This window comes from Paenarthrobacter sp. NPDC089988 (assembly GCF_044748465.1).
Lineage (GTDB): Bacteria > Actinomycetota > Actinomycetes > Actinomycetales > Micrococcaceae > Arthrobacter.
Map to the genome: position 1 here is coordinate 1 of NZ_JBIVGD010000021.1, position 23,769 is coordinate 23,769.

General features: G+C 63.4%; 27 protein-coding genes. 13 read left to right on the plus strand and 14 right to left on the minus strand.

Translation table 11 applies throughout. From position 1 onward, the window contains the following. Positions 1 to 222 precede the first annotated feature (222 nt). Complete coding sequence (locus ACIPV6_RS19955; protein ID WP_400272555.1) at positions 223 to 891, plus strand: hypothetical protein; 669 nt, start codon at positions 223 to 225, stop codon at positions 889 to 891. Here the strand turns inward: ACIPV6_RS19955 and ACIPV6_RS19960 are convergent. Further along, entirely contained in the window at positions 774 to 1,370 is a 597-nt protein-coding gene (locus ACIPV6_RS19960) for a thymidylate kinase (RefSeq protein ID WP_400272556.1), read from the minus strand. The genes ACIPV6_RS19955 and ACIPV6_RS19960 overlap by 118 nt on opposite strands. Before the next feature lie 483 nt (positions 1,371 to 1,853). On the opposite strand from ACIPV6_RS19960, the gene ACIPV6_RS19965 reads away from it, so the two are divergent. From ACIPV6_RS19965 to ACIPV6_RS19990, 6 genes are all read left to right on the plus strand, one after another. Then, positions 1,854 to 2,117, plus strand: coding sequence for a hypothetical protein (locus ACIPV6_RS19965; protein ID WP_400272557.1), 264 nt, complete (start codon positions 1,854 to 1,856; stop codon positions 2,115 to 2,117). 91 nt (positions 2,118 to 2,208) lie between these two features. Next, a complete protein-coding gene (locus ACIPV6_RS19970; protein ID WP_400272558.1) occupies positions 2,209 to 2,412 on the plus strand; it encodes a hypothetical protein in 204 nt (67 codons plus the stop codon). 10 nt (positions 2,413 to 2,422) lie between these two features. Beyond that, positions 2,423 to 2,704: a hypothetical protein gene (locus tag ACIPV6_RS19975; protein WP_400272559.1), complete on the plus strand. Its 282-nt coding sequence runs from the start codon at positions 2,423 to 2,425 to the stop codon at positions 2,702 to 2,704. 125 nt (positions 2,705 to 2,829) lie between these two features. Then, positions 2,830 to 3,198 carry a hypothetical protein gene (locus ACIPV6_RS19980; protein WP_400272560.1) on the plus strand — a complete coding sequence of 123 codons (369 nt, stop codon included), beginning with the start codon at positions 2,830 to 2,832 and terminating at the stop codon, positions 3,196 to 3,198. A 66-nt stretch (positions 3,199 to 3,264) separates the two neighbouring features. After that, complete coding sequence (locus tag ACIPV6_RS19985) at positions 3,265 to 3,750, plus strand: SRPBCC family protein (protein ID WP_400272561.1); 486 nt, start codon at positions 3,265 to 3,267, stop codon at positions 3,748 to 3,750. 92 nt (positions 3,751 to 3,842) lie between these two features. Next, positions 3,843 to 5,369, plus strand: coding sequence for a CHAD domain-containing protein (locus ACIPV6_RS19990; RefSeq protein WP_400272562.1), 1,527 nt, complete (start codon positions 3,843 to 3,845; stop codon positions 5,367 to 5,369). A 50-nt stretch (positions 5,370 to 5,419) separates the two neighbouring features. On the opposite strand, the gene ACIPV6_RS19995 is transcribed toward ACIPV6_RS19990, so the two are convergent. After that, positions 5,420 to 6,256 (minus strand): alpha/beta fold hydrolase, encoded by an 837-nt coding sequence (locus ACIPV6_RS19995; RefSeq protein ID WP_400272624.1) that lies wholly within the window; start codon positions 6,254 to 6,256, stop codon positions 5,420 to 5,422. 124 nt (positions 6,257 to 6,380) lie between these two features. Between ACIPV6_RS19995 and ACIPV6_RS20000 the strand changes: the two genes are divergently transcribed. From ACIPV6_RS20000 to ACIPV6_RS20020, 5 genes are all read left to right on the plus strand, one after another. Beyond that, positions 6,381 to 8,117 carry an ABC transporter ATP-binding protein gene (locus ACIPV6_RS20000; RefSeq protein WP_400272563.1) on the plus strand — a complete coding sequence of 579 codons (1,737 nt, stop codon included), beginning with the start codon at positions 6,381 to 6,383 and terminating at the stop codon, positions 8,115 to 8,117. Next, entirely contained in the window at positions 8,114 to 10,072 is a 1,959-nt protein-coding gene (locus tag ACIPV6_RS20005) for an ABC transporter ATP-binding protein (RefSeq protein ID WP_400272564.1), read from the plus strand. Before ACIPV6_RS20000 ends, ACIPV6_RS20005 begins: the two co-directional genes overlap by 4 nt. A 557-nt stretch (positions 10,073 to 10,629) precedes the next feature. After that, positions 10,630 to 11,931: a metal-dependent phosphohydrolase gene (locus ACIPV6_RS20010; protein WP_400272565.1), complete on the plus strand. Its 1,302-nt coding sequence runs from the start codon at positions 10,630 to 10,632 to the stop codon at positions 11,929 to 11,931. A 107-nt stretch (positions 11,932 to 12,038) separates the two neighbouring features. Beyond that, positions 12,039 to 12,479 (plus strand): type II toxin-antitoxin system Phd/YefM family antitoxin, encoded by a 441-nt coding sequence (locus tag ACIPV6_RS20015; protein WP_400272566.1) that lies wholly within the window; start codon positions 12,039 to 12,041, stop codon positions 12,477 to 12,479. 1 nt (position 12,480) lies between these two features. Next, complete coding sequence (locus tag ACIPV6_RS20020) at positions 12,481 to 12,864, plus strand: hypothetical protein (protein ID WP_400272567.1); 384 nt, start codon at positions 12,481 to 12,483, stop codon at positions 12,862 to 12,864. 506 nt (positions 12,865 to 13,370) lie between these two features. Here the strand turns inward: ACIPV6_RS20020 and ACIPV6_RS20025 are convergent. The 3 genes from ACIPV6_RS20025 to ACIPV6_RS20035 form a co-directional block, all read right to left on the minus strand. Further along, on the minus strand, positions 13,371 to 13,943 hold the full coding sequence (locus ACIPV6_RS20025) for an MOSC domain-containing protein (RefSeq protein ID WP_400272568.1): 573 nt from the start codon (positions 13,941 to 13,943) through the stop codon (positions 13,371 to 13,373). Continuing rightward, positions 13,940 to 14,485, minus strand: a complete 546-nt coding sequence (locus ACIPV6_RS20030; protein ID WP_400272569.1) for a gluconokinase — start codon at positions 14,483 to 14,485, stop codon at positions 13,940 to 13,942. The genes ACIPV6_RS20025 and ACIPV6_RS20030 overlap by 4 nt, the downstream gene beginning before the upstream one ends. A 313-nt stretch (positions 14,486 to 14,798) precedes the next feature. Continuing rightward, a complete protein-coding gene (locus tag ACIPV6_RS20035; protein WP_400272570.1) occupies positions 14,799 to 14,978 on the minus strand; it encodes a hypothetical protein in 180 nt (59 codons plus the stop codon). Position 14,979: 1 nt separating this feature from the next. Between ACIPV6_RS20035 and ACIPV6_RS20040 the strand changes: the two genes are divergently transcribed. Next, positions 14,980 to 15,459 carry a hypothetical protein gene (locus tag ACIPV6_RS20040; protein ID WP_400272571.1) on the plus strand — a complete coding sequence of 160 codons (480 nt, stop codon included), beginning with the start codon at positions 14,980 to 14,982 and terminating at the stop codon, positions 15,457 to 15,459. 51 nt (positions 15,460 to 15,510) lie between these two features. Here ACIPV6_RS20040 and ACIPV6_RS20045 read toward each other — a convergent pair whose 3' ends face one another. From ACIPV6_RS20045 to ACIPV6_RS20085, 9 genes are all read right to left on the minus strand, one after another. Then, a complete protein-coding gene (locus ACIPV6_RS20045) occupies positions 15,511 to 16,098 on the minus strand; it encodes a TetR/AcrR family transcriptional regulator (RefSeq protein WP_400272572.1) in 588 nt (195 codons plus the stop codon). A gap of 28 nt (positions 16,099 to 16,126) precedes the next feature. After that, a complete protein-coding gene (locus ACIPV6_RS20050; RefSeq protein ID WP_400272573.1) occupies positions 16,127 to 16,729 on the minus strand; it encodes a TetR/AcrR family transcriptional regulator in 603 nt (200 codons plus the stop codon). After that, positions 16,726 to 17,904 carry a pyridoxal phosphate-dependent aminotransferase gene (locus ACIPV6_RS20055; protein ID WP_400272574.1) on the minus strand — a complete coding sequence of 393 codons (1,179 nt, stop codon included), beginning with the start codon at positions 17,902 to 17,904 and terminating at the stop codon, positions 16,726 to 16,728. The genes ACIPV6_RS20050 and ACIPV6_RS20055 overlap by 4 nt, the downstream gene beginning before the upstream one ends. A gap of 46 nt (positions 17,905 to 17,950) precedes the next feature. Continuing rightward, positions 17,951 to 18,748, minus strand: coding sequence for an SDR family oxidoreductase (locus ACIPV6_RS20060; RefSeq protein WP_400272575.1), 798 nt, complete (start codon positions 18,746 to 18,748; stop codon positions 17,951 to 17,953). Between the two features lie 106 nt (positions 18,749 to 18,854). Further along, positions 18,855 to 19,877: a biotin-dependent carboxyltransferase family protein gene (locus ACIPV6_RS20065; protein WP_400272576.1), complete on the minus strand. Its 1,023-nt coding sequence runs from the start codon at positions 19,875 to 19,877 to the stop codon at positions 18,855 to 18,857. After that, the gene (locus ACIPV6_RS20070; RefSeq protein WP_400272577.1) at positions 19,877 to 20,629 is read right to left on the minus strand and encodes an allophanate hydrolase subunit 1; all 753 of its coding nucleotides are present in this window, start codon (positions 20,627 to 20,629) and stop codon (positions 19,877 to 19,879) included. The genes ACIPV6_RS20065 and ACIPV6_RS20070 overlap by 1 nt, the downstream gene beginning before the upstream one ends. A gap of 27 nt (positions 20,630 to 20,656) precedes the next feature. After that, a complete protein-coding gene (locus ACIPV6_RS20075) occupies positions 20,657 to 21,460 on the minus strand; it encodes a LamB/YcsF family protein (protein WP_400272578.1) in 804 nt (267 codons plus the stop codon). Between the two features lie 92 nt (positions 21,461 to 21,552). After that, positions 21,553 to 22,902, minus strand: coding sequence for an MFS transporter (locus ACIPV6_RS20080; protein ID WP_400272579.1), 1,350 nt, complete (start codon positions 22,900 to 22,902; stop codon positions 21,553 to 21,555). Positions 22,903 to 22,950: 48 nt separating this feature from the next. Next, positions 22,951 to 23,583 (minus strand): RraA family protein, encoded by a 633-nt coding sequence (locus ACIPV6_RS20085; RefSeq protein ID WP_400272580.1) that lies wholly within the window; start codon positions 23,581 to 23,583, stop codon positions 22,951 to 22,953. Between the last annotated feature and the right edge of the window lie 186 nt (positions 23,584 to 23,769).

Here is a 23,769-nt window from a genome sequence, read left to right on the forward strand (position 1 = left end):
ACCGCCGAAGGCCCACCGCCCCCGGAATCCCACCAAGCGCAGGCATCAACCACAAACAACCCACCACGCTGTCACAAACAGCTTGATACATACCGGGTGACCAGCGATCCCGCAGGTTTCCGGCGACCTCGCTGCTGGCGAGAATTCGCTCTGGACAGCCGGCGGCTTCGGTTGCAGTCTGGTGTATGGGCTTCAGCAGTGGGGCCCTTCCAGGAGGCCGCCATGGGCAGGTTCGGAGACTTCTTCGACGCCAGGATTCACAGAAACCCGTTGCCTTCCAGTGCGCCGCCGCCCAGGCCCGCCGCCGATTCGATCGTGGTACCCAAGCTCGCTGAGATAGTGGGTGGCGTGGTGGCGATGTTGCGGCAGTCCGGCCGTGCTCCGGTTCCCGTGGTGGACACCCGGCAGTCGGCGGGTTGGCCGCGCGTCTTCGTTCTGGGGCAGCTCAGTCCCAAGGAGCACGACGCCGGAACCGCCTTTGCCGAGGTGGCCTTGGATGGTTCGGGCCGGCTTGCGTTGTTCCACGAAGTACAGGTGGCCGCCCACGGGTCGTGGGTGGTTCCCATTGGGTCGTCGGCCTTGGAACACCGCTACCGGCGGCAAGTGGGCGCGATCGGGACGTCACGCGAGGCGCAGACGTTCCCCATCATTCTTGACCGCGGCGGGGAACTGATGATCCTGCCAGTGTGGCGTCCCGAATACACAGATGAGGTGCCGTTGAGCCGCTTCCTGTACGCGTTGGCTGAGGAAAGCGTCGGATTGCCGGCCCCCTCTTATGCACCAGCGGATCGGGCCGAGTCGATCACGCGTTCGAGTTCCGCCAAGACATCCCCTGGAGTGCCATTGGCGTCCACAACCACGAATTCCGCAAAACCCGGGATCGAGCTGTAAGCAGTCCGAAGAGCGGTGAGGTGGTCCAGGGTTTCCTGGTCGGTGCCACGGACAGTCACCCGATGATGGGCCAGTTCGGGAGCGGCATCGATGAACACCACGGCATCCGGTGCCGGAAGCCGGGCCAGCAGCCAGGGAAGCACGCGGCCCTCCCGCAGGCCGTGTGCTCGGCGCAGGGCCAGTTGGCAATGGAGATGCCTGTCCATCACCACCAGCCCGCGGGGGTGGCGGCAGGCGAACAACCAGGCCCGCGCATGCGACACAAGAACGTTGGACACCCGGATGGAAGTCTCCACGGCGTCTGCGAAGCGCGGCGGAAGACCCCAGCCGATGCGTCGGCTGATGTTCGAGAGGCGGCGTCGCGCAGCGTGGTTGCTGAGCAGCAGTGCCGCGCTGCCTGAATCCCGGGTCGCGGCAACCAGGGCACGTGCCGCCGTCGTCTTCCCTGAACCGTCTATTCCGGTGAGAACGATGAGCATGGGGCCTCCCTTCGTCTCTTGTCCAACGGGGGAGCCGCCCGTCCGGTGCCGGATTGAGTGGCAGATCACTAAGGCGGTGCGGCGGGAAGTGGTACTTAAATATCCCTGCGAGCTCCTTCGCCAATACACAAAGCATGCTTATCATGATGCTGTGAACGTGCTTCCCAAAAAGGGTGCTTTGTTTCAACCGCAGCCGTTATGGGTAAGTACGGAATAAGGAGAGGACATTCTCCGTACGGTGCCCGTTGCCATGGGGTAGAGCTTCGAAGGGAGTTCCAGCGGACGCCTTCCTCACTGGACATATTTGTTTGAAGGGATGCGTAGCTTTATGAACACACTGTTGGTTATTGCAGGCGTGATTGCGATCGTCCTGCTGCTGGTTGGTGGATTCAACCAAGCCCTTAGTTTCTTGCTGTGGGTAGGAATTATCCTGCTTGTCCTGGCTTTGCTGGGATGGGTTCTCGGGCGGGGGCGGTCGCGCGTATGACTTCGGACCCCGTGGAGCCCGGGGGCTCAGGCCAGGTCCATGACGGCGTGTCGACGCCCGGCCAGCCGATCCCCCGTGATCCTGGCTCACCTGAACAACAGGCGCAGGTGCCGGTTGGCGCCGAGTCCGGCAGGGACTCGGATGATGCCGCCGATGTTGGGGAGAGCAAGTCGGCGGACCCGCCCGGGCCGGCTGAAGAAAAGGATGACCAGACTGCGGATGACCGCGGTTTGACGACTGAAACCAATCCGACGGACTGATCGGGCTTGGCGGCCGCGGGCAAGGACATATTGCCCGCGGCCGTTCCCGATTCCGCCCTGTGCGGAAAGTCCCCGAAGCAATTGAGGAAAAATGCGTATCGGTTCAATTATCGGGCTGATCGTTGTTGTGTGGCTGGTTATTGGCGCGGTAGCCGCGGGGCAGCGTGGCTACTACAGCACACCCCCGGCCCAGTGCTCACAATTTGCCACGATCGCCCTGAACATTGTGGCCGGGCCATTGAATTACACAGGCCTGGATCCGCAGGGTGGATGCGAGCTTCCGCAGCCTTCGTGAACCGTTTTCGGTGGCATCTCGCCGTGATTCTCCTCGCCCTGGCAACGGTGGCCGGAGCGCTTTCGACCTGAGCGCAGCCTCCCACCAGCCAAGCGCTGAAGGTCCGCTGAAAGACCCGGTATCCGCCGTGCGGACCACTGCCTTGGCTGTGGACTTGCGGATCAAGGAACGTACGACGGCGGCAGCCGGCACCACCGCTGCAGACGACACGGTGAAGCAGCTTGAATCTGCCCCCGATGAAGTAAAAGCCCTGTCATCCTCAGCATCCGACGAATCCGAGCTCACACGATAGTGCCTCAAGAGCCAAAATAATAAGTTTGCTGAGTATTTACTGTAAACGGTGGACATGAAGCTAAGCACCCTTATAAATTCGAAGTGTTCCATCAAGTGTTCAACCACATGGAAAGGACAGGTCTCATGGACACGCAGAATCCGACACCCGACGAGGAAGTTGGAGGCTACGGTACGCCGACAGCAGAGCAGGAAGCCGGAGGCAGCCAGGCGCAGCCCCGCGTGGAAGAAGACCTCAGCGAGGCCGGCCTGAGCCAGGACAGCCCCGACGGCGAAACGTACGCCACGGGCGCTCCCAACCTGAGCCACCTCGATCCGGAAGACTCGGACAGCGCGGGAGAGCCGGGAGCGGGCCGCTTCGGCGGGGTCGACGAGCAGTCCCGCGAAGAGCAGAACCTGGAGCCGGACGGCGACCTGCCCGACGGCAGCGGGAACAACCTTCCGCAGGACCAATCCCCGAACGATGACGATGAAGAGGACTTCAACGCAGGCTAGCTGTCCGAACGAGGGCAACAAGCGTGCCCGCGGACATGCACCACAGCACTGAAGGAGAAACAATTCATGGCTACCGTAAACAAATCAGTAGAAGTAGACGTCCCCGTTTCTGTTGCCTACAACCAGTGGACCCAGTTCGAGAGCTTTCCGGAGTTCATGAACGGGGTGGAGGCCGTCCAGCAGATCGATGAGACGGCGCTCCATTTCTCCACCAACATTGGCGGCGTCAAGCGTGATTACAACGCGCAGATCATTGAGCAGGTCCCGGATTCCCTGGTGAGTTGGGCAAGCGTCGACGGTCCCCGCAACGCCGGATCTGTGACGTTCGAACCGCTGGACACGGGCCGGACCCGGGTGAATGTGGAGATCGAGTGGGAGCCGGAAGGCCTCGCCGAGAAGGCCGGCTCCGCCGTCGGGGCGGACAGCCTCCGGGTTGGCGCGGACTTGGACAAGTTCAAGAAATTCATCGAAGCCCAAGGACACGAAACCGGAGCATGGCGGGGCACCGTTACCGGTGGCGATGTGGACGAAGGCGGAGGAGCATTGGTTTAACCCGCAGTCCCCACAAAGGCCGGCCAAGCGAACGGGCCGGCCTTTGTGGGCTCCAAAAACAGGACCGACCCCAGCCTGAAGGACCCGCAGCCATGGCCAAGCCCACCAACGTGGAAGTAGAGCAGAAATTCGACGCGGAGGACTCAACCCCCCTCCCCAAACTCGACAAGATCAAGGGTGTCTCCCACGTGGGCGAACCCGCCACCCACACCTTGGAGGCCGTCTACTTCGATACACAGGGCCTGGCTTTGGCAGCCCGCAGGATAACCCTGCGACGACGGACCGGTGGGCCGGATGCGGGTTGGCACCTCAAGTTGCCGCTCAGCCCGGGCAGGCGCACCGAAATCCACGCACCGCTGGGGCAGCCTGAGACTGTACCCGAAGAGCTCCTGGCCAGGGTCCTCGCGTACACGCGCGGCCACGCCGTTGCCCCGATCGCCACGCTCACCACGGAACGCACCAGCTACCCCCTGTACCAACAGGACGGCCATAGGATTGCCGAGTTCGTCGACGACCACGTACAGGCGCTGGTTTCGCTCGGCGACGGCCACGCACATAGCTGGCGGGAATGGGAAATCGAGCTGAACGGCAGTGACGACGCCGCAGGCGAATCAGTCCTTGACGCCGCCGCTGACGTCCTGGCGAAGTCCGGGGCGAACCCCAGCGAACGGACATCCAAACTGGCCACAGCCCTTGGCGATTTGTGGCCGCAGGCCAGGGGGAGTGACCGCGGGACTCCCCACCGCAAGGGACCCGCCGCGGTTCCCGTGCTGGATTACCTTGACCAGCAAGTAGCCAAGATGCTCCTCGAGGACGCACACGTACGCTTCGATCGCGATGACTCCGTCCACCAAATGCGCTCGCTCACCCGACGTATCAGGTCCGTGCTCCATAGTTACCGCAAACTGTTCAAGGCCCATCCGGTAACGGAACTTGAATTGGGTTTGCAGTCCCTCGCCAAGACCCTGGGCAGGTACAGGGATGCGGAGGTCATGCACGAGCGGCTACGGAACTCCCTCGACGAGCTGCCGGGGAAACTGGTGTTTGGCCCATTGCAACATGAGCTGGATGAGCGAATGAAGGTACGGAAGGACACCGCGCTCGCGGCCATCCATTCGCGGCTCAACAGCCCACGCTACTTCCGGCTGCTCGATGAGCTCGAGGCATTCCTCGATACGCCGCCTGTTGCCACGACGCCGACTCCCGGTGCGAGGAAAGCGACCCGGAAACTCGTGACCAAGGCGAGTAAGCGCCTTGCCAAGCGTCACGACGCAGCAGTGGGCGCCGCCGTCGGGCCTGCTCGTGACAAGGCGTTCCATGACGTCCGGAAGGCGGCAAAGAAGCTGCGGTTCGCGGCGGCCGCCGTCGAAAGCATCCAGGGCAAGCGGGCAGCAAAACTTTCCGATGCCGCCCACAACGTTCAAACTGTCCTGGGCGAGCACCAGGACAGTGCCGTCGCCCGCGCTGAGCTTCTGAAACTGGGCTCCGCTGAGCACGCGGGCAACGCAGCCTTCACGTACGGGCTGCTCCACGAAGCCGAACGGGCAGCGGCCGAGGCGTCCGAAAAGGAGTACCTGCGCAGCGGAAAGAAGGCGCGCAAACTCCGGCTCAAGAAGTAGGCAAGAAGCCCCCGAAGCAGCAGCTTCGGGGGCTTCTTCCATGCGGGGCGTTACTTCTTCAGGAAGCCCAGCAGGGCCTCGTTGATCTCTGCTCCGTGTGTCCAGAGGAGGCCGTGCGGTGCGCCCTCGATCTCCAGGTACTCGGCACTGGGCAGGGCATCCTTGAACCGGCGGCCCGTGGCGTCGATGGGCAGGATGTTGTCCGCCGTGCCATGGACGATCAGCGCGGGAACATCGATCTTGGGGATGTCCGCCCGGAAGTCCGTCACCCAGGTGGGCTGGGCGGCGACCGAAGCAAAGGCGCCGGACTGGGAGGCCAGGTTCCAGCTCGCGTCAACGGATTCCTGGCTCAGGCGCTCGGTGCCCAGGAAGGTATCGCTGTTGTAGAAGTTCTTGAAGAACTCGGTGAAGAAGGCGTAACGGTCGGCCTTCACGGCCTGGGCCAGGCCATCGAAGATGTCCTGCGGAACGCCGTCCGGGTTGTCGTCCGTCTTCAACAGGAAGGGTTCCAGCGAGCCGAGGAACACGGCCTTGGCAACGCGGCCGGAACCATACGTGGCGATGTACCGGGCAACCTCGCCAGTGCCCATGGAGAAGCCCACCAGCACGGCGTCGTTCAGGTCAAGGGTTTCCAGGACGGCCTTGAGGTCCGCGGCGAACGTGTCGTAGTCGTAGCCAACCGTGGGCTTGCTGGACTTGCCGAAGCCGCGGCGGTCGTAGGTGATGACCCGGTAGCCTGCGTCCAGAAGTGCGGCGGTCTGCTTCTCCCAGGATGAACCATCCAGCGGGTAGCCGTGGATCAGCACCACTGCCTGTCCCGACCCGTGATCCTCGTAATAGAGCTCAATCTCAGTGCTGTTTTCGTTTCCGACGGTGATGTAAGCCAAGACTTCGGTCCCTTCATAGCGGTTCTGGGGTGGAACCATTCCAGCCTACTGAATTCCCCTAGTTGCCCACAGCAACCAGACGTAAACTGGCCTTCGGTTCACTCCCTTGAAGCTCGGAGACCCCATGCTGTGGAAGGTTCTGGTTCGATTTCTGCGGCCCCACCAGAGGCTGCTGATCGCCGTCGTCGTTTTCCAACTCGCGCAGTCGATCGCCTCGCTGTACCTGCCGACGCTCAACGCGGACATCATCGACAACGGCGTGGCCGTGGGGGATACCGGCTACATCCTTCGCATGGGCGGACTCATGCTCCTCATCACCCTGCTGCAGATCGCCTGCGCTGTTGTGGCCGTCTACTTCGGAGCCAAGGCGGCCATGAGCATGGGACGCGATGTCCGGGACGCGATCTTCAGCCGCGTGGGTGAATTCTCCGAGCAGGAGGTCACCCGGTTCGGTGCAGCATCGCTGATCACGCGGTCCACCAACGACGTTCAACAAGTCCAGCAACTGGTATTGATGTCCTGCACGCTCATGGTCGCGGCCCCGATGCTGAGCATCGGCGGCGTGATCATGGCCGTTCGTCAGGACGCGCAGTTGTCCTGGCTGATTGCCGTGTGCGTGCCGGTGCTGCTTGTCTGCGTCGGCCTGATCGTGACGCGCATGGTTCCGCTGTTCCGCAAGATGCAGATCCGGATCGACGCCGTGAACCGCGTCCTCCGCGAGCAGCTCACCGGTATCCGAGTGGTGCGGGCGTTCGTGCGGGAAGACATGGAGTCGGCCCGGTTTGGGAAAGCGAACGACGACGTCACGGACGTTGCGCTGCGGGCCGGCCGTTTGATGAGCCTCATGTTCCCCGTGGTCATGTTGGTGATGAACGTTTCCAGCGTTGCTGTGATCTGGTTCGGGTCCTTCAGGATCGAGGACGGCTCCATGCAAGTGGGCACGTTGATCGCGTTCCTGAGCTACCTCATGCAGATCCTTATGTCCGTCATGATGGCAACCTTCATGGCAGTCATGATCCCGCGCGCCTCCGTCTCCGCCGACCGCATCGGCGAAGTGCTGGACACCGACTCAAGTGTCCTGCCGCCGTCGAACCCTGTTTCCCTCACCGGCCGCCGCAGCGGGCAACTGGAAATGCACGACGTCGGATTCGCCTACCCGGGTGCCGAGCAGCCGGTCCTGAGCGGGGTGTCCTTCACGGCGTTGGCTGGCCGGACCACCGCGATCATCGGCAGCACCGGAGCCGGAAAGACCACGCTGGTGAACCTGATGCCGCGGCTGTTCGACGTGACCTCCGGTTCTGTGCGCATGGACGGCGTGGACATCCGCGAGCTGCACCCGGACCTGCTGTGGGGGCACATCGGCCTGGTCCCGCAGAAGCCCTACCTCTTCTCCGGGACCGTGCGCAGCAACCTCCTGTACGGCAAACCGGATGCCACGGACGATGAACTCTGGCAGGCCCTCTCCGTGGCCCAAGCCCGCGATTTTGTGGAGCAGATGGAGGGTGGTCTGGACGCTCCCATCTCCCAAGGCGGAACCAACGTCTCCGGTGGTCAGCGCCAACGCCTGGCCATCGCACGGGCCTTGGTGAAACGCCCTGAGCTGTACATCTTCGACGACTCGTTCTCCTCCCTGGACACCGCCACGGATGCCCGGCTCCGCCAGGCCCTCAAGCAGCACACCAGCGGTGCCACCCTGGTGATCATTGCCCAGCGTGTCTCCAGCATCGCGGACGCGGACCAGATCCTGGTGCTCGACGACGGCAGGATCGTTGGGCAGGGAACGCACGAAGAGTTGTTGGAGACTTCCGAAACCTACCGGGAGATCGTTTCTTCCCAGCTCGCAGCGGAGGAGGCAGCATGAGCACCATGACACGTGGCCCGCAGCGGCCTCCCATGGGTCCGGGCAGGGGCGGACCCTTCGCCGGGATGAACGTTCCCGCCGAGAAGGCCTCCAACTTTGGTGCCTCAGCCCGCCGGTTGCTGGGTACGCTGCAGCCCGAACGCATGTGGCTGACCATCGTGGTGATCTTTGCCGTGGCCAGCGTGGCGTTGAACGTCATTGGCCCACGGCTCCTGGGCGAAGGCACCAACCTGATCTTTGCCGGCGTCGTCTCCAAACAACTGCCCGCGGGGGTCACCAAGGATCAGGTCATTGCGGGTTTGCGTGCCTCCGGTGACAACGCGAAAGCCGACATGCTCAGTGCCATGACCCTGACACCAGGGGTTGGGATCGACTTCGCGGCCCTGTCCTCGGTGCTGCTGTGGGCGCTCGCGCTGTATGTGCTGGCCGCCGCGTTCGGTTGGATGCAGGCCTATGTGCTCAACGGCGTCGTGCAGCGGACCGTCTATCGCCTGCGCGAACGGATCGAAGCCAAAATCCACCGGCTGCCCCTGCGCTACTTCGACTCCATCCAGCGCGGTGAGCTGCTCAGCCGGGTCACCAACGACGTCGACAACATCTCCCAGAGTCTCCAGCAATCCATCAGCCAGGTGGTCTCCTCCCTCCTGACGGTGCTGGGTGTGCTGGTGATGATGTTCATCCTCTCGCCGCTGCTGGCACTGATCGCCCTGGTGACCGTTCCGTTGACTTTGGGGACCACGGTGCTGATTGCCAAGCGTTCGCAGAAGCTCTTCGTTGCCCAATGGAAGAACACCGGCGAGCTTAACGGGCAGATCGAGGAGACCTACACCGGGCACGCCTTGGTGAAGGTCTTCGGCCGGCAGAACGAGGTGCAGGAACGCTTCCGGGCCAAGAACGCCGAGCTGTACCAGGCTAGCTTCGGGGCACAGTTCGTCAGCGGCCTCATCATGCCGGCCATGACCTTCATCGGGAACCTGGTGTACGTGGGCATCGCCGTGGTGGGCGGCCTCCAGGTCGCCTCCGGTGCCATGCAGCTTGGTGACGTCCAGGCCTTCATCCAGTACTCGCGCCAGTTCACCATGCCCCTGGCGCAGCTCGGATCCATGGCGAACATGCTGCAATCCGGCGTTGCCTCGGCGGAGCGGGTGTTCGATTTGCTGGATGAGGAGGAAGAGTCTCCGGAGCCTGTTGGTTCTGATCCTGTGGGGGGACGGGGCCGGCTCGTGTTCGAGAACGTTTCCTTCAGCTACTCACCGGACAAGCCGCTCATCAAGGACCTGGACCTGGTGGCCGAGCCCGGTCAGAGCATCGCCATTGTTGGGCCCACCGGCGCGGGCAAGACCACGCTGGTGAACCTCATGATGCGGTTCTACGAGCTCGACGGCGGCCGGATCACCTTGGACGGCGTGGACATCTCCACCATGTCCCGGCAGGAACTGCGCTCGCGGATGGGCATGGTCCTCCAGGACACGTGGCTCTTCGGCGGGACCATCCGGGACAACATCGCTTACGGACGGCCGGATGCTTCGGAGTCCTCGATCGTGGAAGCTGCACAGGCCACCTATGTTGACCGCTTTGTGCGCTCGCTCCCGGAGGGCTATGACACCGTCCTGGACGACGAGGGCAGCAACGTCTCCGCTGGCGAGAAGCAGCTCCTCACCATCGCCCGGGCCTTCCTGTCCCGTCCTTCGGTGCTGATCCTGGACGAGGCCACCAGCTCAGTGGATACCCGGACCGAGGTCCTGGTCCAGAAGGCCATGAGTGCCCTCCGCTCGGACCGCACCAGCTTTGTGATCGCCCACCGGCTCTCCACCATTCGGGATGCCGACCTCATCCTGGTGATGGAAGCCGGGCAGATCGTGGAGCAAGGGACCCACGCTGAGCTGCTTTCTGCGGGTGGCGCGTATTCCAGGCTGTACGAAGCCCAGTTCGCGGCCCCCGCTGCAGAGGTTTGAGGGCTGCCGTTTGCTGCCGATCGCCCGCTTGGTTGCCGGACCGTGCCTCCCGGTCCTTCTCCGCGCCGCGGCCGGCGTGCCGCCACGACCTACTTTGAAGCCGGACACAGCGTCGGCCAACCGTTTTCCGCCGCGGCCGGCGTGCCTTCGCGACCTACTTTGCCGCCGGACACAGCGTCGGCCAACCGTTTTCCGCCGCGGCCGGGGTGCTGCCACGACCCACTTTGACGCCCGAGGCAGCGCTATCCAACTGGTTTGGGTTGAACTAAGGGCTGCGTCGGCCCAAAGTGGGTCGTGGCGGTACACGTGTTTCGGATGTGGGATTGGTGTCGGCGTCGGGGGCCGGTCCAAAGTAGGTCGTGGCGGTACGCACCTCTGACGGGCTTACGGCCACAGCGGCTTCACTTGGGGTAGAAAGTCAGTACGAGCCCTTTAGCCAAGCAAGATCTCCTACGGAACCGAGAACTATCATCACTACGATCCCTGAGCTGGTTCAGCTCACTCCCGAAGCCAAAACAGTCCTTGAAGCCCTGGATGCCGCTGGTGGTCGATCCCTGGTGGTCGGTGGGTCGGTCCGGGATGCGTTGCTGACGCTCGGCGGCGGCGGGTCGGTGGCATCGAAGGACATCGACATTGAGGTGTACGGCCTATCGGCGGCCAATGTCTTGGCTGCCTTGCCGGGGCAGGCCATGGAAATGGGCCAACACTTCGGCATCGTGAACGTTGCGCTGAACGGGCAGGCCTTCGACGTTTCGTTGTCGGCCCGGAATTCCGAAGCGGAAGCGTTCGCCCGCAGGGACTTCACCATCAATGCGATGGGCTGGAATGCCACGACCGGGCACCTGGTCGATCCGCATGGAGGCCGGGCCGATCTGGAGGCAGGAATCCTCCGGCACACAAGCAGTGCGTTCTCCGAAGATCCGTTGCGTGTGCTCCGGGCAGTCCAACTGAGCGGCCGTTTCGGCTTTCAGTTGGCCCCGGAGACCGCCACGGTCTGCGCCCAACTTTTCCCGGCTTTCCGTGACCTGCCTGCGTCGCGGATCTGGGGAGAGTTCTTCAAGCTTTCCGCCAAGGGAACTCATATCTCCCGTGCCCTGGAGACTCTCCAGGCCACTGGTTGGGAAGCCCATTTTCCAGGGCTCGCGGCAACTAGGGGTGTTCCGCAGGATGCTGGATGGCACCCAGAGGGGGATGTCAATGTTCATCTTGGGCTCGCTGGCGATCAGGCGGCACGTATCGCACGCCGGGACGGGCTGGATTCGGATGAGACTGCCATCTTGGTCTTGGCTGCCATCACCCATGATTTTGGGAAAGCCATATCAACCAGGATTTCTGACAGCGGCAGGATCACATCGAATGGCCACAACGTCACAGGTGTTGAGCCCGCGAAGCAGTTCCTCCGCCAGATCGGCGCACCCCGGCGTTATGAGGGAATCATATTGCCCCTCATCCGCGAGCACATGTGCCACACTCCGGAGGGGCCTGGCGGGAAGATCACTGACTCCGCCGTCCGCAGGCTGATCCGACGTCTGGATCATGTCAATGGAGGGCCCTCGATTCTCGACTGGGCCCGCCTGGTTGAAGCTGACAAAGAGGGCCGGGGCGAAGGCGCCCAACAAGGTGTCAACCACCTGCCCACCTGGTTGGCCATTGCCTCGAAGCTGGGAAGCGAACGCGTTGTTGGACAGACCTTGCTGAAGGGTTCCAGTGTGGAACTGTTGGGTATTCCGCCAGGGCTGATGTGGCGCTTCATCATGGAGCAAAGCCGGGACGCGCAGGATCACGGAGCCTTTTACGGACTCGCAAGGAGCCGAAACGTGGCTGCTGGCCAACCAGGAAAAGGTGATTGCCGAGGCTGAGCGGAGGATGCGCGAGCCCTCCTGACGTTCTTGAGGCGCCGGGTTCACGGTGCTGATCGCTTCCCCTTAGGATGTTTATCTGATGTTTATCAGATAAACTATCCTCCATGACTACCACCGCCACCTTCACACAACTCCTTCGCGAGCCGAAGGAGGTCTTGTCGCACATCGATGAGGGTGACATTGTGGTGACCCGCCGCGGCAAGGAAGACCTCATTGTTTCCAAGGCAAGCGATCATCGCAATGATCGACAAGGCCTGCAACTGGCTTCAGCCCTTATCGCTGCTTCGCTCGGCGAAGGGGACTTCATGACCCGGCTTCGCCTCCCGTTCCCCTGGCTGACTTTCCTCTCCCGTGAAGAGCAGGAGGAATTCGCTGCGGAGGTTGTGGACGTGGCCAGAGGCTGTGCGGCCGTCGGCTTTTTTGGCCGGTTGGGCGTGGTGATTTCAGCTTGGGAGGCAACTGCCTCGGCCGTGGCGGAGGGAATCCCCGTTGGCAATGTGGACCTGGTTTATTTCGACCGGCCCGTTGTGGTCGAGGGGCCGTAGCTTGTCGAAGAAGACTGACGGCGTTGCACGGCCGGGGAAAAGCACAGATTACGTTCTTGAATTCATCACCCGTGAGGCGGAGAAAGGATGGCAGGACGCCAGAGCCACCGCCCGCAATGCTCTGACTGATGCATGGGACTACCTGACAAACACGCCAGGTTTGGAACAGCCGGGACTTTGCTACATCCTGCGGGGCAGGTTTCAGAGCCTGACGTACCAAGGGTCGGAATACGCGCGGTATCAGTACAAGTTCACCCATAGTGGCCGCATCTGGTACGCGGTGGTAAAGCCAGCCAAGAAGGGCAAGGGGTCGGGGCGAGTGCTGATTGAAAGGGTCGAAGTTGGCCACCCGAATGAGACAGAGCCTGGTCGCAACTTCCGGTGAGAGTTGCTGCCGGCGTGCCGCCACGACCCACTTTGAAGCCGGACACAGCGTCGGCCAACCGTTTTCCGCCGCAGCTGGCGGGCCTTCACGACCCACTTTGCAGCCGGACCCAGCGTCGGCCAACCGTTTTCCGCCGCGGCCGGCGTGCCGCTGCGACCTACTTTGCCGCCCGAGTCTCTTCTATCCAACCTTATTGGGTTGAATTAAGGGCGTCGTCAGCCCAAAGTGGGTCGCGGCGGTACACGTGTTTCGGATGTGGGATTGGTGTCGGCGTCGGGGGCCGGTCCAAAGTAGGTCGTGGCGGTACACGCGTCCCGGAGGCGGGATTGGTGTCGGGGTCAGGTGGCGGCTGGAAGTGGGTCGCGGCGGTACACGCGTGTCGGATGTGGGATTGGTGTCGGCGTCGGGGGCCGGCGCAAAGTTGGTCGTGGCGGTACACGCCTGCCTGATGCGGGATTCACGCGGGCAAGGGCGAAGGATGACGGCTTAGGGCGACCGATGCCCGGCTACGGCAGCCTCGACGGCCTTAGCACCGTCGCCTCGCCGGCCCGCGCGGGGTCGAGGACAACCGGGCTCACCAGCACGGCCGGCCCGCGGTGGAGCAGCCCGCCGGAGATTACCTGGCAGCGAACGCCACCCCGTCCCCGCATGGCCTTGTGGGCTCCCGGCGCGAGCATCTGGTCCATCCAGGCGCAGGGATGGGCTGGGCGTCCGGCCTTCAAAGTCACGGAATCGCCGCCCGATTCAAGGACGAACTCGTGGCCCAGCAGCGGAGCAAGCTCGGCGCCGCGGATCACCACGTTCCGGCGGGTCAGCAGCGGATCGAACGGGCCGGCGTCGAGTTCTGCTGCGATTGCCTCCAGCGCTTCGACGGCGAACACCGTCACCGCTGCGTCCATGTGGGCGGCCTTGCCGAAGAAACGGTCGCCTACGATACCTTTCCCGGCAACGAGTTCCGCCGTCGCGGCATCAAGAGTGGGGACGTCGGCTGCTCCTTCCCGCGCCCGCCCGAAGTAGGCGTGCGCGGGTGAGATCAAAAGGTGCAGCACATCGACGTCGTACCTGTACTCAGAGGTCATCCCTCAACGCTAGCCCCAACCGGCAGCGTGAGCACGGAGAGTCGATCGCAGATGGCATCAACCAAGGCGCTGGGGGCGAGTGTGATGTCTGCGAGCACGTGCTGCTCATCGTGTTCAAGTGGTTCGAGGGTGCTGAGCTGCGAGTCCAGGAGGCTGGAGGGCATGAACTCGTGGTCGCGGGCATTCATGCGGGCCAGGAGGGTCGCGCGGTCGCCGTTGAGGTGGACGAAAACGACGCCGGGAGCGTGCTGCCGCAGCAGGTCCCGGTAACTGCGCTTCAAGGCGGAGCAGGCGATGATCATCGGAGTGCCCGCATCCGAAGAATCCCGAAGTACCCGGCCGATTTCTTCAAGCCATGGTTTCCTGTCCGCATCATCCAACGGGATGCCGGCCCCCATCTTGGTCTTGTTGGCGGCGGGGTGCAGGTGGTCGCCATCCTGGAACACCATGCCGAGCCGCTCGCCGAGCAGTGAGCCGACAGTGGATTTGCCGCATCCGGAGACGCCCATGACAACCATAGGTGGGTGGGGAGCAGTGGTCATGAGGAAGTTCCTTCCGGTCGCGCCGTTGCAGACGGATGATCCAAAAAATCATATTTGAGAAAAGATTCGCAGACGCAGGGCGCTCCAGTCAAGGGCTTTTCCATATGTGAAAGCTATTGGCCCACAGTGGGCGCCTATGGTCCCGGGACCGCCCAGCCCTCCGGGCAACCATGAGAAAACTTAAACAAATGAGAAAAGTTTCTTGCCTTTGAGTGACGTGCGACATACGCTTAATCCATCAGATTTCCCCGAGTTTCCGAGCAAACTCCCCAATCCCCGGAGGCATGTGATGCGTCGCATCGTTGGAGAACATTCAGTTGGCCACCAGCACCGGTGCCGGTACGTCGCCGGAACCGGAAGCCATTGCCCGGTCAGTGGCCTGTGGACTCCCGTAGGCCAAGTAGGCCCAAGCCTGCAGGTGCTTGAAGGCAGCATTATGCCGACGCACCGGAATGAAGCGGTTGTCTGGCACCTGGTCCAGGGCCTCACGCACCGTGACCTACGTAGCTGAGGCGCGGCCGCGCAGGCGAGCAACGCCCCACCAGCCCCGGCTGACGTCCCTTGAACTGCGTCTCGCCGGGTCCAGGGTGCCCCGTGCCCGCATCGACAGCCATATCCGTACACTCCTGGGCCGCCGGAACGAGGCCATTGCCGCGGCGCTGGCGGACAAGGTTTCCCTGGCTGCCGTTTCTGCGGTTGTCGGCATCCGGGCCGCGGACGTCAAGAGGCTCGGCGGGGCGTACCAAGACCTCCACTTCTCCGGGGCGCCGCAGGAATGGCACCTTTCCGGGCTTGCCGCCGTCGCGAAGCAACTCGAGGCCGCTCTCAAGGACAAGGAGCAAAGCGTGGAGAGCCTCCGCAGCGACGTCCTGCAATGCCTGGAAGCCGGGCACATGGACGTCTTCCGCATCGCAGCTTTGACATCACTGCCAGCCGAGCGAATCCGCGAACTGATCAGGCCAGTGGCCCTGTAGGCAGTGAAAAGCCGGGCCCACAGGTCCGGCTTTTTTGGTGATACGGGAAATTCAGGCCTGTCCGCGGTCCGCACTCCAGCCCGCCAAGGCACCCTTCAACGCAGCAATCAGCCGCGCGGTGGCCTGGTCCTTGGTGAGCCCCACAGTGTTGATGAGGTCCAGGATTTCGCGGGGGTCGAACAGGATATTCCACAGGAACATTGCCTCGTCGCCGATCGGCGGCAGGCCCAATTCCTCGCATGCTTCGCGCAGCGGGCGCTCCAAGGCATCGGCCTGCACAGTCAGGTAGAACGCGCCGGAACGCAGGCGGGCTAAGTAGCCCTCGCCGGAACGGGTGTACAGCATGGCGCCGCCATGTCGGGTGACCAGGTCCACCCACTTGCGGCTCACGGCGGTCAAAAGTTCGACGCCGGTCAGCTCCTGCTGCTTGAGGCTGTAGTCGCGCAGTTTCTCACCAACGCCAAAGCGGTACTCGGCCAGGATGTCCTCGACTGAAGGAAAGTGCCGGTAAGCGGTGGCCGTGGATATTTCGGCATGCTTGGCGACGTCTGTCATGCTGATGGGACCGCGGCGGGACGCGAAAAGCTGACCCGCTGCCTTGACCAGTTGTCGGCGGTTGCGCTGTGTGTCGCTACGCATTGATGGGCACCCTTTCGTCTCTTCAAGCTTAGGTCCTGGAAGCGGACCACCCTGTCAGGGCGGCCGTGAAGGTCCTGACCAATCGGGCGGAGGCCTGCTCGGCCGTGAGCTGCAGGCTCTGGATGAGATCGTTGATTTCGCGGGGGTCGAAGAAGCCGTTCCACAGGAAGAGCGCCTCGTCCCCTGGGTGCTCGATCCCGAGTTCCCGGCAGGCTTCCCGCAGGGGCACGGCGAGGGCGTCGGCCTGGACTGTCAGGTAGTACGCGCCCGCCTTGACGCGGGCCAGATAGCCCTCGGCGGACCGCGTATGGATCATGGACTCGCCGTGCTGGACCACAAGATGCACCCATTTGGCGCACACGGCTTCCAGCAACTCGAGGCCTGCCGAAGTCTGGGTTCTGCTGAACTCCAGCAGTTCACGGCCAACCTCGAACCGGTAGGCCGCCAAAGCATCCTCCACTGAAGCGAAGTGCCGGTAGGCGGTGGCCGTGGAGATTCCTGCCTCCGCGGCGATTTGCGACATGGTAGCCGAGCGGCCGGCTCCGAAGAGCCGGCCGGCCGCGTAAACCAAGAGCATCCGGTTTCGCTGCATGTCAACGCGCAGCCCTGCCGGTGGGTCGAGCAGGGTCACGCGTCCTGCCTGAGGGCCGCGAGGCCTGCAGCAAGACGTTCAACGCCGGCAACGATCGCCTCCGCGCTGGCGGCGTAGGAAAGCCGCAGGTGGTGTTCGCCGTTGCGCCCGAACTCGCTGCCCGGACGCACAGCGACGCCGAATTCGCGCAGGTGGGCCACCATCTGGGCGGCGGGGAGGTCTACGTCGTACTTGGGGAAGAGGTAGAAGGCGCCTTCGGGGGAGCTGACCGTGAGGCCGGGGATCTTGCTGAGGCCGTCGAACATCAGTTGGCGGCGTTCGGCGTAGGAGGCGTGCATGCGCTTGATGTCAGGACCGCAGGTCTTGAGTGCGGTCAGCGCCGCCAGCTGCACGGCGGTGTTCATGGAACCGTTGAAGGTGTTGTGTACACGCGCTGCGGAGGCGATGACATCGGAGGGTCCCCACAGGTAGCCGACGCGCCAGCCGGTCATGGCGTAGCTCTTGGAGAACGTCTGGCAGTAGATGGTCCTGCCTGCCAGGCCCAGAATTTCCAGGGCGGAGGTGAAGGGTTCCTCGGTGTAGACGAGGTCGCTGTAGGCCTCGTCGGAGAGGACCAGGGTGTCCGTTCCGGCAACCATCTCTGCGAGGGCTTCGAGTTCCTGGCGCGAGTGGACAATGCCGGTGGGGTTGGAGGGGTTGCAGAAGACGAACATCTTTGCGCCCTGCAGCGCGGATGCCAGGGCATCAAGGTCCCAGTGGAGGTCATCGGCCAACGGAACAGCAACAGTGGTGCCGCCGGCCATGCTGACCAGGTCGGCATACAGCGAGTAGGTGGGGTCCGGGATGACCACCTTGTCACCGGGATTGACGATGCCCAGGATCGCAGCGGACAGTCCGGCCGTTCCGCCCTGGGTGATGAGCACGTCCGCGGGGCTGGCCACTTCGCCGAGGAGCTGGCCGATACGGGCAGCCAACTCCTCGCGAAGCACCAGCTCGCCGAGCAACGGCGAGTAGTGGGTGTGGCCCTCTTCCAGGGCACGGGCGGCAGCAGCGCGGACCTGTTCGGGTGTGTCGAAGTCCGGTTCGCCCATGGCCAGCGAGACGAGGTCGCCTTTGGATTGGGGCTGCTGGACACGCAGCGATGTCCGCTGGACCCGCAGCACGGCCTCGGAAGGCTGGAAGGTTGCGACGGCGGTGTATGGTTCGGGGGTCATGGCAGTCCTGCTTCGGCTGGTTGGGAAGGGAAAGTTGATGGGCTTGCTAGCGCTGGGGGAGGTCTTGTTCGGGAGCGCCAGCCCAGCGGCTGATTTCGATGTCTCCGGAGGTATCGCGCTGCACTGTTGGTGCGATGACGAGCTCCTGGACCACCGTGCGCTGCGGCAGCGTGGCCACGAGGTGGATGGCGCGGGCCACGTCCTCCGGCTGGACCATCGCGTCGCGTTCTTCGCTCCGGGGAGGCCTGGCGCGGTTGTCCAGGATGGGGGTTGCTGTTTCGCCGGGAAGGATGGTGATGGCACGGAGTCCTTCGTTGCGGAAGGTGTTGTGGAGGTAGGTCATGAAGTTCCGGACCGCGGCCTTTGCTGCACCGTAGGCGGCACCGCCCAGGAGGTTCGGGTTGACCGCTGCGAGCGAGGACACCGTGATGATGGTGCCCGTGTTCCGGGAGAGCATGCCCGGCAGTACGGCCTGCGTCAGGAGGTATACGGCGTTGAGGTTGACGTCCAGGACGCCGTTCCATTCCTCCTGGCTGATCCAGCGGACGTTGAGGACCTTGCTGGCGCTCCCGGCGTTGTTGACCAGGATGTCCACGGGCCCGAGGTTTTCGGAAACCCACGCAACCAGGGCGTCGACGTCGTCCTTGGATGAGATGTCCGCGGCGCGTGAGGTGACCTTGCCGCCGTCGTTCGCGATGACCGAGGCGACTTCCTCCAGAACGGAAAGCCGACGGCCCACCAGCACCACCTGTGCGCCTTCGGCTGCGAGCAGTTCCGCCGTCGAGCGGCCCATGCCCGTTCCCGCGCCGGTGATGACGGCGACTTTGCCTTCGAGAAGTCCCATGGTTCCGTTTCCTCCAGATGTGGAAAGTATTGCGATAGCTATCACATATGCGAAAAGTTTCTCATTTGCGAAGCATGAAGGTCAAGTGTTCCTGGCCCCTTGAGGCTCAGGCTGCCACCCGGACGGAAGCGCTCCGCGAATGGTGCGGCAGGTCCACGGCGCCGAAGAGGCTCTGGACCCGTGATTCAAGGACACCGAGCAGGCGTTGCGACTCGTGGTAATCCGCGACGGCCTGCTCCTGGGTCACCCAGCGGAACGTCATGCGCTGTCCCGGTCGTGCTTGGCCCAACATGGGCAAAGAGGCCTTGGTAGCGAAAGCGACAATCGGGTAGCCCGCCGTCAGGGTCCGGTACCTGCCCAGGATGATGAGCTCGTCCCCATGCGGGATCTCGAAGGCGCCGATGGGTACACCGTGGGACACGATTTCACCCAGTCCCTCGGGATGCACCACCGGGCCGTCCAGCCGCAGGCCAACGTGGTTGGACTTGGCGGTGACCGTGTATTCACGCGAAGCCAGCAATTCCCGGATACCCTCCGCTGCATCCGTTTCCGGACCCTCCACAATGTCGATGTTCCACAGAGAGTCTTCAAAGGAAGGAACGGGTACCGGGAGACGGAACAGCGGCTGCGTCAGGTAGGGGTGCTCGAAACCTGAATAGGTGGTCCCGAGTTCCAGATGCTGGCCAGCGGCGATCTGCTGCGGAAAGCCCATTCGCGCTTCGGGAGCCGCACTGCCCATGAAGCGATCGGTGACGAGCGTCCCGCTGAACGCCAAATAGTTCCGCATCCCGCCGCGGGCGTTCGCGATCACCACGCGTCCCTTCGCCGGAACGCAGACGGGCTGCCACAGGGCCACGGCGCTGCCGTTGACTGTGACGTCCGCGGGAGCTCCCGTGACGGAGATCAGGACCGGCTTGGAGGTGGTGAAAACGAACCTGCCGCCCATGAGTTCCAGGACAGTAGCGGACCGGTCATTGCCCACCAGGATGTTCGCCACCGCAGCTGAGTGCTGGTCGGCCGCACCGCCGCAAGGGACACCAAGGGCTTCTGACTGTTCGCGGCCCAGGTCCTGGAACGTGGCCAACCAGGCAGTTTCGCGGACTTTGAGGGTCACGGTGCGTTCAACCATCAGAGTGCCCCTTCAATCGTGTACGAATCAGTCCTCAGGAAGTGGCCCTCCAGGCGTTCCCACTCGGACTCCGGGACTACCTTGAACCGGACAGTGTCTCCTGGCTTATAGGACGTGGGCGGATTCTCCCTGATATCGCAGATGGTCAGGGGAGTGCGCCCAATGACCTTCCAGCCGGTGGGTCCGGGGAAGGGTTGGATGATGGCGTTGGTTCCGGCCACCATCACCGATCCCGGATCCACGTTGGTTCGCGGTTCCCTGCAGCGGCTGACCTGCCCGGGAAACTGCACGGTGCCCATCATGGGTGCCATGGCCGAGGCCAGGAGGTTGATCGAGAGCACCGAATCCTCAAGATGCCCAAGGACGGCCTCCTGGCTGATGCCCAGCTCCGCGGCCACATCCGGCAGGTCCGGAGCGAAGGCTTCGTTGACCACCATTGGAATCACAAAGTGCTTGCCGTCGGCCTGTCCGTCTTCCTGGTGGAACCGTCCAGCCGCCGCGAGCCTGATGGTTTGGGCAAGCTGGGCGTGGCCGACGGCGAGGCAGTCGAACTCCACCAGGATGGAGTCGACGCCTGCCACTACGTCCTGCAGGCCATGGGGCCGCACGTCGAGGAGGATTTCACGGATCCGGCGGCTGCCGGCCTGCCGTTCCTCGACCGTGCCGGATGCCGCGCTGACCATCAGCGCGGAATCACCGAACGGTACGGCCTTGATGTCCGGCAACTGTCCGGGCTCTGGGTGCGTGCTCATGGTTCCTTGGCTTGTTGGTGCGGTAGGTCAGACGGTGGCGAGCCTGGCCTTTTCGGCCAAAACTTCCTGCAGCCCGGTGGCCTTGACTCCGGCCTTGTCCAACGCGGCGCGGAGGGCGGTGCCGTTCTCCAGGACCTGCGGGTGGTCGCCATGGAGGAGCACGACGTCGGCATCGTGGCCGAGCGGGACAACCTTGCCGGTGACGGCGCGAACCGTTCCTTCGGTCACCACCTGGACGACGCGGCGGCCGATTTCCTCGGGGTCGTGCAGCAGGGCGCCCTCGGTGTTGCGGGAAACGGGCATGCCGTCCTCGCCGTAGCCGCGGTCGGCCAGGAAGACGTAGCCAACCTCGAGTCCGCGCTTGCGGGATTCCTCGGCGAGCAGGCCGTTCTGGCAGATCACGATGTAGGAAGGGTCGTAGGCCTTGATGGCGTCCGTGATGGCACGCGCGTGCTTGGCGTCGGTCTGGGCGATGCTGCCCATGCGGCCGTGCGGGGCAACGTGGCTGATCTTGCCGCCGTGGATCCGGGCGAAAGCGTCAAGGGCACCGATCTGGTAGAGAACGTCCGTGCGGATTTCCTCCTCGCTGGCCTCGATCAGGCGGCGGCCAAAGCCCACCAGGTCCGGATAGCCCGGGTGTGCGCCCAGTTCGATGCCGCTTTCCACGCAGGCCTTGACGGTGGCGTCCATGACGCGGGGATCGCCGGCGTGGAAGCCGCAGGCAATGTTGGAGGCCGTGACCAGGCCCAGCAGCGCGTCGTCGTCGCCGATTGTGTAGTTTCCGTAGCTTTCGCCGAGGTCTGCAACGACGGCGACTGAGTTGATGCCCAAGGTGACTCCCAATGGTTTTTCGTGTGGTGCTTTATGGTCCAACGACGGCGGCCTGGCAGCAATGGCGGCAGGCCGCCGTCGTACGGGTTTTGTTAGTGGGTGGCCAGCGGCTGTCCCTTGGTTTCCTTCAGGAAGAACACCGAAACCAGGGTGATGATGGCCGTGCCGATCGAGGCGTAGGCCGGAACCATGCTGTTGCTGGTGGCCTTGATGATCTCGGTCATGATCAGCGGGGCGCTGCCACCGAAGATGATGGTGCTGAGGCTGAAGCCGATGCTGTACGCGCTGTAGCGGACCGTGGTGGGGAACATTTCCGTCAGGACCGTGTGGACCACGGCGGCGTGGCCGGAGAATGCGATGGCCATGACGATGGTGGCGATGCAGGCCAGGCCCATGTTGCCGGTGGTGATCATGGCGAACATCGGGTAGGAGACCAGGGCCATGAGGACTGCGGACAGTGCCAGCACGGGCTTCCGTCCGATGCGGTCAGAGAGGCAGGCCATCAGCGGGATGGAGATGATGATGGCGACCAGGCTGACGGCTGTCACCAGCAATGCCTGAACCATGGAGAAGTTGTTGCCGGAGCCCAGCTGGGTCTTCAGGTACGTAGGCATGTAGGCGAACAGCAGGTAGTAGCCGGGGCCGTTCAACGCCGGCAGGAAGATGGTCAGTGCAATGGCCTTCAGGTGGCGCTTGGACGTGAAGACCGCGCGCAGGGGGTTGCGTTCAACTTCGTTGCGTTCGCGGAGTGCCGCGAAATGCGGGGTGTCTTCCATCTTGGAACGGATGTAGTAGCCCACATAACCGAGCGGAAGCGCGAAGAGGAACGGGATGCGCCAGGCCCAGGATTCCATGGTGGCGTCACCGAGCGTGGTGATCAGCGTTGCGGAGAAGGCGCTGCCGAACAGCAGGGCGCAGAAGGAGCCCACGGCGATGAAGCTCATGGAGTAGTTGCGGTGCTTGTTGTGCGCATACTCCCCAACGAACGCCATGGCGCCCGCCACTTCGCCACCTGCGGAGAAGCCCTGCAGGATGCGGAAGAGAATCAGCAACGCAGGGGCCGCCCAGCCAATGACCGACGACGACGGGATGAGGCCGATGCAGGCGGTGGCGCCGGAGATGAGGAGCAGCAACATGGACAGCAGGTTCTTGCGGCCCAGCTTGTCGCCCAGATAACCGCAGATAACGCTGCCGAAGGGGCGGGCCAGGAAGCTGACCAGGAAGCCTACGTTGGTCAGCAGCAGGGACCCGAGGTCCTTGGAACCCATGATGTTGATGGCAAGGTACGTGGTCAGGAGCCCGTAAATGCCGTAGTCGTACCACTCCACGAAGGAGCCCATGGTGCCGGCGATCGTCGCCTTGCGCACCATCTTGCCGTCGGCTGTGACGACCTTTACCTGTGCGGTGTTCAGTTCCACTGATTCCGTCGATGAACTAGACATTGGTGGTTCTCTCAGTTTAGGTCCCGCTGTTGGGGAGGGGAGAAGGGGTTAGCTGTATTCGCGGGTAATCTCGGCGGTCATTTCGGCCTCGTGGACCGCGACAGCCTTGACCAGCTCCAGGATTTCCGCGGCGCGGGCCTGGGGGATGATGACGACGCCGTCATCGTCTGCGGCGACGATGTCACCGGCGGCGCACACGATGCCGCCGATGGCCACCGGTTCGCCGATGACTCCGGGGCCGTTCTTGAACGGTCCGGCAGGGGTGGTACCGCGGGCGAAGACCGGGAACTTGATGTCGGTGATGGTGGCACGGTCCCGGATGTAGCCGTCGATGACGGCACCGGTAGCACCGGCGGCCTCGAAGCGCTGGGAGAGCTGTTCGCCCACCAGCGCCCGGTGTTCGTGGCCGAAGCCGTTGATGACTACTACGTCACCGGGCTCGATGTAGTTGAGGGACTCGATGACTGCGGCGTTGTCGCCGGCCGCGCCGAGGACGGTGAGGGCCGAACCAACGCACTTTGCGCCGGCCCACACGGGGTTGATGTTGCCGTCCACCAGTCCGAGGCGCTCCATGGCGTCTCCGATGTTGGCGACGGGGAATTCTTCGAAGGCGCGGACCAGTTCCCGCGGCGGACGGGTCCACTGCGCCTTGCGGACTGTGAGCTCGAGAGTCGTTGCCATGTGTTCCACCTTTGGGTTGGTCCGGGGTTGTTCGGGTTGGCCGCCTTGAGACGCCAATCACATATGAGAAAAGTTTCGCGTTTTTTCCCCACCCCGTCAAGCCCTGGATGTTTCCGGGCTGTAAAACCTCGGCGTGGCGCAGGTCTCGTGTGGGGGAACTCACAAAAAAGCGTTGACTTCGTTGAG